At 73.4% G+C, this 4,144-nt stretch carries 4 protein-coding genes; 2 read left to right on the forward strand and 2 right to left on the reverse strand.

Annotated elements, in window-relative coordinates:
* Positions 1-543: 543 nt before the first annotated feature.
* Both ACFT9I_RS40145 and ACFT9I_RS40150 read right to left on the reverse strand, forming a co-directional pair.
* Positions 544-1,389: a tetratricopeptide repeat protein gene (locus ACFT9I_RS40145; protein WP_382572841.1), complete on the reverse strand. Its 846-nt coding sequence runs from the start codon at positions 1,387-1,389 to the stop codon at positions 544-546.
* A gap of 17 nt (positions 1,390-1,406) precedes the next feature.
* Positions 1,407-2,411 (reverse strand): GNAT family N-acetyltransferase, encoded by a 1,005-nt coding sequence (locus ACFT9I_RS40150; protein ID WP_382572842.1) that lies wholly within the window; start codon positions 2,409-2,411, stop codon positions 1,407-1,409.
* 139 nt (positions 2,412-2,550) lie between these two features.
* Here ACFT9I_RS40150 and fdxA point away from each other — a divergent pair, with 139 nt between their 5' ends.
* Both fdxA and ACFT9I_RS40160 read left to right on the forward strand, forming a co-directional pair.
* Entirely contained in the window at positions 2,551-2,877 is a 327-nt protein-coding gene (gene fdxA / locus ACFT9I_RS40155; protein WP_189111520.1) for a ferredoxin, read from the forward strand.
* A 108-nt stretch (positions 2,878-2,985) separates the two neighbouring features.
* On the forward strand, positions 2,986-4,080 hold the full coding sequence (locus ACFT9I_RS40160) for a bifunctional succinyldiaminopimelate transaminase/glutamate-prephenate aminotransferase (RefSeq protein WP_382572844.1): 1,095 nt from the start codon (positions 2,986-2,988) through the stop codon (positions 4,078-4,080).
* Positions 4,081-4,144: the final 64 nt, after the last annotated feature.

Consider the following 4,144-nt stretch of genomic DNA (forward strand, 5'->3'; position numbering starts at 1 on the left):
CCGCCGGACTCCGGCGGCGAGGGCGGGCCGTTGCCGTGTGCCGACAGGCCGGCCATGTGTCGGAGTTCGGTACAAGGGCGGGCCGCCGGGTGGCGACGGGCTCCAACTCGCCGACGGCGGACGTCGTCCCGCGTACGCGCCCGCCGGACGGGCCGCGCAGACGTGTCCGGTCCAGCGGTCGAGGTCACCCGACCCACCTGGGCCGGCCCCGGTCGGCACGCCCGGCCACGAGCCGTCCTCCGCGCGGAGGACGGCCGTGCTCCGGCTCGCCGACAGCCGAACGCCATGCGGCGTACGTGCTCCCGCGTTCGGCCCACCCGGTGATCCGGCCCGGCGCGGCGGCGGAGGCTTCCGTCCGGTGATGACGGGCTGCGTCTTCGTGGCAGTGGACCTCGTGTCGCGTACGCGACCGCCTGACGTGCCGCGCACGCGGCTCGTCACCCGACCCACCGGGCGGCCACGCCCCCGCGTTCGGCGTCACAGCGCAACCCGGCGGTCCGACCCGGCCCCGTGCCCCCGCACGGCAACGCCACGGGCCCCCGCTCAGTTCAGCATCGCCCGCGCCGCCCGCGCCTTGTGGCGGATCGCCTCCGCCGTCGACGGTTCCACCGCCGACACCACCTCCGCGTACTCGTCCATCTCCGCCGCCCCCGTCAGGAAATCTCCGCGCCGCACCAGCAGTTGGGCGCGTTCGTAGCGGAGGCGGGCCGGGTGGGACGGGAGCAGGAGGCTGAGTTCGACACCCCACAGCGCGACGTCGGCGCGTTCCGGGCGCGTCGACGCCCACGCGCGGATGTTGTTCAGGATGCGGACCACGACGTGGAGCGGTTCCGCCGGGCTCAGCATCGACGGCTCCAGAGGGACGCCTGTCGCCCCCGTCACCAGCGTCTCGGTGTCCCGCGGGGTCAGGAGCCTGCCGCCCGCGTACGGGTCCACCAGGACCCGCTCGTCGGGCTCCTCGGGCGTCCCGAGGCCGACGACGAAGTGACCGGGCAGGGCCACCCCGTACACCGGCGCCCCCGCGCGGCGCGCGACCTCGGTCCACAGTACGGACAGCAGGATCGGCAACCCGCGCCTGCGGCGCAGGACTTCGTGCAGCAGTGAGGCCTCCAGGCGCCCGTACTCGCCCGGCGTGCCCCGGAAGCCGAGGCGTGCGCCCAGCAGGTCCGCCAGCGCGGTGGCCCAGGCGCGCGGGCCGGTGAGGCCGAAGGGCAGCATCCCGGCCAGCCGGTCGAGTTCGATCTGCGCCGCGTCGAGCCCGGCCTCGTCCAGCGCCGGGTCCGCCTCCGTACCGATGAGGAGGCAGAGCAGCGCGACGTCGGGCCGCTCCGCACGCGCCTCGGCGGCGAACCGGCTCCGGCGGTCGGGCAGGGGCGGTTGAGGTTCCATGGCCGGTCCGTCGCTCCTCACGCGGCTCGGAAGTGGTGGTACCGGTGATGCGTGGCGAAGCCCATGCCGTCGTACAGGGCGCCCGCCGCCTCGTTGTCCGACTCGACCTGCAGCCACGCGGCCGACGCGCCCTCCTCCAGCGCGCGGCCGGCGAGCGCGCGCATCACCGCGCTCGCCAGTCCCTGCCGCCGTCGCGCGGGATCGACCTCGACGGCCATGAAGCCCGCCCAGCGACCGTCCACGACACACCGGCCGATCGCGGCCGGCACCCCGTCGTCGCCGTCGACCGACGCGAACCACACGGACGGCCCACCGCCGAGCACCCGCAGTACGTGCGGACCCGGCTCCTCGAAGCGCTGGTAGCGGCGGAGCCACGACTCGTCGCAGGTCCGGTCGAGCCGCACGCGCGCGGCGGAGTCGGCGTCCGGCGCCCCGTCCACCAGTGGCGCCAGCGCGCCGACGCGCAGCTCGGCCGTGACCTCCCGCCGCCAGCCCCGTGCCTCGAGCTCCGTGCAGAGCAGCTCCTGCGTCCCCTCCGCGCCCGTGGCCGTCTGGATGTACGCGGGCAGCCCTCGCAGGTCGTACCAGCGCCGTACGTGCTCCAGAGCCTCGTCCAGGGGCATTCCCGGCTCGCCCAGCGGCAGCACCGAGTTGGCGCGCCGGGTGAATCCGGCGGACGCCCGCAGTTCCCACTCGCCGAGCGCCTCCCGTTCCACCGGCTGCCACGCGCGCGCGGCCACCCGGGCCAGCTCCCGGAAGGAGGCGGCGGGACCCCGGCGCCGGGCCGGCGCGGCCGGGACGACCTTGCCCGCGACGAGCGAGGATTCCGCTATCCGGACGGTCTCTCCGGTGCGTCGTGTGATGAGGACCACATTGTCGTCCCAGGATGTGAGAACACCGACCGTGTCGGTGAACTTCTCCGCGCCGTCGACGGCGCCGGTCAAACGGCGGACAGACACGCGTTTTCCCACGTCGGCGGGGGTGATCCGGACCTCCAGCCGTCCTCCGGTTGTGAATTCCACAGCTCTGTGCGCCCCTCCTGTGCGGATCGTGCCCAGGAACGGAGATACTAGGTGCGGGCATCGACGACGCCGCGCTCCCGCGCGCCCGTGGACGGAGCCGCAGATGGCCCGCCGCGCCCTATCGAGGAGGAACGACAGCGTGACCTACGTCATCGCGCAGCCTTGTGTGGATCTCAAGGACAAGGCGTGCATCGAAGAGTGCCCGGTCGACTGCATCTACGAGGGCTCCCGGTCCTTGTACATCCACCCGGACGAATGCGTCGACTGTGGCGCCTGTGAGCCGGTTTGCCCGGTCGAGGCAATCTTCTACGAGGACGACACTCCGGAGGAGTGGAAGGACTACTACAAGGCGAACGTGGAGTTCTTCGACGAACTCGGTTCCCCCGGTGGCGCGTCCAAGCTCGGTCTCATCGAGCGCGACCACCCCTTCATCGCCGCACTGCCGCCTCAGCCTCAGAACGACTGACCAGAGCGACCCCGGTCCCGTACGGCAGCTCGCCGTACGGGGCCGAGGTGTTTCCCCGTCGTACCGACAAGTGGGCGGCCCATGAGCACTGCCGAGAAAGTGAGCACCGTGTCCGCAGTCTCTTCGCGACTTCCGGTCTTCCCCTGGGACAAGCTGGAGCCCTACAAGGCGACAGCGGCCGCCCATCCGGACGGCATCGTGGATCTGTCCGTCGGGACCCCGGTCGATCCGGTCCCCGACCTGATCCAGCGGGCCCTGGTCGCCGCGGCGAACTCGCCCGGCTATCCCACGGTGTGGGGCACGGCCGAGCTGCGCGACGCGCTGACGGGCTGGGTCGAACGGCGGCTCGGCGCGCGCGACGTCGCGCACACCAACGTCCTCCCGGTGGTCGGCTCCAAGGAGCTGGTGGCCTGGCTGCCGACCCAGCTCGGTCTCGGCGCCGGCGACCGGGTCGCCCATCCGCGGCTGGCCTACCCGACGTACGAGGTGGGCGCCCGGCTGTGCGGCGCGGAGCCCGTCTCCTACGAAGACCCGACCGAACTCGACCCGGCGGGCCTGAAGCTGCTCTGGCTGAACTCGCCGTCGAACCCGACCGGCCGGGTCCTGGACAAGGCCGAACTGACCCGGATCGTCGCCTGGGCGCGTGAGCACGGCGTGCTGCTCTTCAGCGACGAGTGCTACCTGGAACTCGGCTGGGAGGCCGAGCCCGTCTCCGTACTCCACCCGGACGTCTGCGGCGGCTCGTACGAGGGCGTCGTGGCCGTCCACTCGCTCTCCAAGCGCTCCAACCTGGCCGGCTACCGCGCGGCCTTCCTCGCGGGCGACGCGGCCGTCCTGGGCGAGCTGCTCCAGATCCGCAAGCACGGCGGCATGATGACGCCGGCCCCGGTGCAGGCGGCGACCGTCGCGGCGCTGGGCGACGACACCCATGTGGCCCAGCAGCGCGCGCGGTACGCGGCCCGCCGCACCGCCCTGCGCGCGGCCCTGGAGGGCCACGGCTTCCGGATCGAGCACAGCGAGGCGAGCCTGTACCTCTGGGCGACCCGTGACGAGCCGTGCTGGCGGACGGTGGCCCATCTGGCGGAGCTGGGCGTTCTGGTGGCGCCCGGGGACTTCTACGGGCCCGCCGGCGACCGTTTCGTACGCGTGGCCCTCACGGCGACCGACGAACGCGTGGAGGCCGCCGTCAAGCGGCTCGGCTGAGCGGCGGCGGGCGTGCCCGTCGGACGGCACGACGCACACACGAAGGGGCCCGGGGAGTACGAAC

The sequence above is a fragment of the Streptomyces sp. NPDC057137 genome (assembly GCF_042670825.1).
GTDB lineage: Bacteria > Actinomycetota > Actinomycetes > Streptomycetales > Streptomycetaceae > Streptomyces.

What these genes read in the sequence shown, in the direction of transcription:
- ACFT9I_RS40145 (WP_382572841.1), bottom strand. Translation starts at nt 1,389, where the DNA reads ATGGAACCTCAACCGCCCCTGCCCGACCGCCGGAGCCGGTTCGCCGCC.